At 69.2% G+C, this 1,365-nt stretch carries 1 protein-coding gene; it reads left to right on the plus strand.

What is annotated here, in order from left to right:
• Positions 1 to 1,183, plus strand: a 1,183-nt coding sequence (locus EOA29_RS36630) for a DNA polymerase IV (RefSeq protein ID WP_127222402.1), incomplete at its 5' end; no start/stop codon positions are given.
• Between the last annotated feature and the right edge of the window lie 182 nt (positions 1,184 to 1,365).

Here is a 1,365-nt window from a genome sequence, read left to right on the forward strand (position 1 = left end):
GCTCGACCCGTCGCTGCGCGGCAAACCAATCGCGGTTGGCGGCGGCGTGGTGCTGGCCGCCTCCTATGAGGCGAAGGTCTTCGGCGTGCGCGGCGGCATGCCCGGCCGCAAGGCGCGCGAGCTTTGCCCGCAGCTCATCTTCGTCGGCGGGCGGTTCAGCGAGTTCCAGCGCCTCGGCGATGCCGCGATCAAGGTGCTCGACGATTTCACGCCGCTGGTCGAGCGCATCTCGATCGACGAGGCCTTTGCCGACGTCGCCGGCTGCACGCATCTGTTCGGGCCGCCGGAGGAGATCGCCAGAAAAATCCGCAGCCGCGTGAAGAGCGAGCTCGGCCTGCCGATCTCGATCGGCGTGGCGCGCACGAAACACCTCGCCAAGATCGCCTCACAGGTGGCGAAGCCCGACGGGCTGGTGGTGGTCGAGCCCGGCACCGAACTCGCCTTCCTGCACGATTTGCCGGTGTCGCTGATGTGGGGCGTCGGCCCGGCGACCAAGGCGCGGCTGGCCGAGATCGGCGTCGAGACCATCGGGCAATTGGCGCGCACCCATAGCGGCGCGCTGGAGCGGCTGATCGGCCACGCCGCAGGCCAGAAGCTTGCTGCCCTTGCTTGGAACCGCGATCCGCGCCGGCTGGAGACGCACAGGCGGGCGCATTCCGCAGGCGCGCAGTCGGCGCTTGGCCGCAAGCCCGCCCTGCCACACGTCTTCGTGCCGACGCTCTTGCATCTCGCCGACCGCGTCGCCAGCCGGTTGCGTGCCAAAGCCCGGCCCGGCCGCACGGTGACGGTGCGCGTGCGCTTCCGCGACATGCGCGCGGTCACCCGCTCGGTGACGTTGGAGCAGCCAATACAGGCGACGACGATGCTCGCCGAAATCGCCGAGGAGCTGGTGCGCGGCGTGCTCGCCGCCCATCCGGGCGAAAGGGAAATTTCGCTGCTCGCAATCTCGGTCTCGCATCTGGAGGAGCATGCCGAGCTGCAGCTTGAACTGCCGCTCGGCCTGGCGGATGAGAAGCTGAGGCCCGGCAGTCGCAAAGGCTTGGCCCGCTTCGGCGCCGACCGCGCCATCGACAAGATCCGCCAGCGCTTCGGCAAAGAGGCCGTCGGCTACGGCACCGTGGCGCTGGAAGCCGCGCGCTCGGTGCCGGATGAATTCAGGGAACTGGCCGAGAAGGAGCTATGAGAATGGGGCGGGTAATCTCCCCCCTTGAGGGGGAGATGTCGCCGAAGGCGACAGAGGGGGTCGCCGCGCGTGAAGCGCCGGCGCTTGCGCGACGAAAGTGAGGGCGGCGTTTATGTGAGACGACCCCCTCTGGCCTGCCGGCCATCTCCCCCTCGAGGGGGGAGATTTCGCTCCGCCGCTGG

The sequence above is a fragment of the Mesorhizobium sp. M1E.F.Ca.ET.063.01.1.1 genome (assembly GCF_003998155.1).
Taxonomy (GTDB): domain Bacteria; phylum Pseudomonadota; class Alphaproteobacteria; order Rhizobiales; family Rhizobiaceae; genus Mesorhizobium.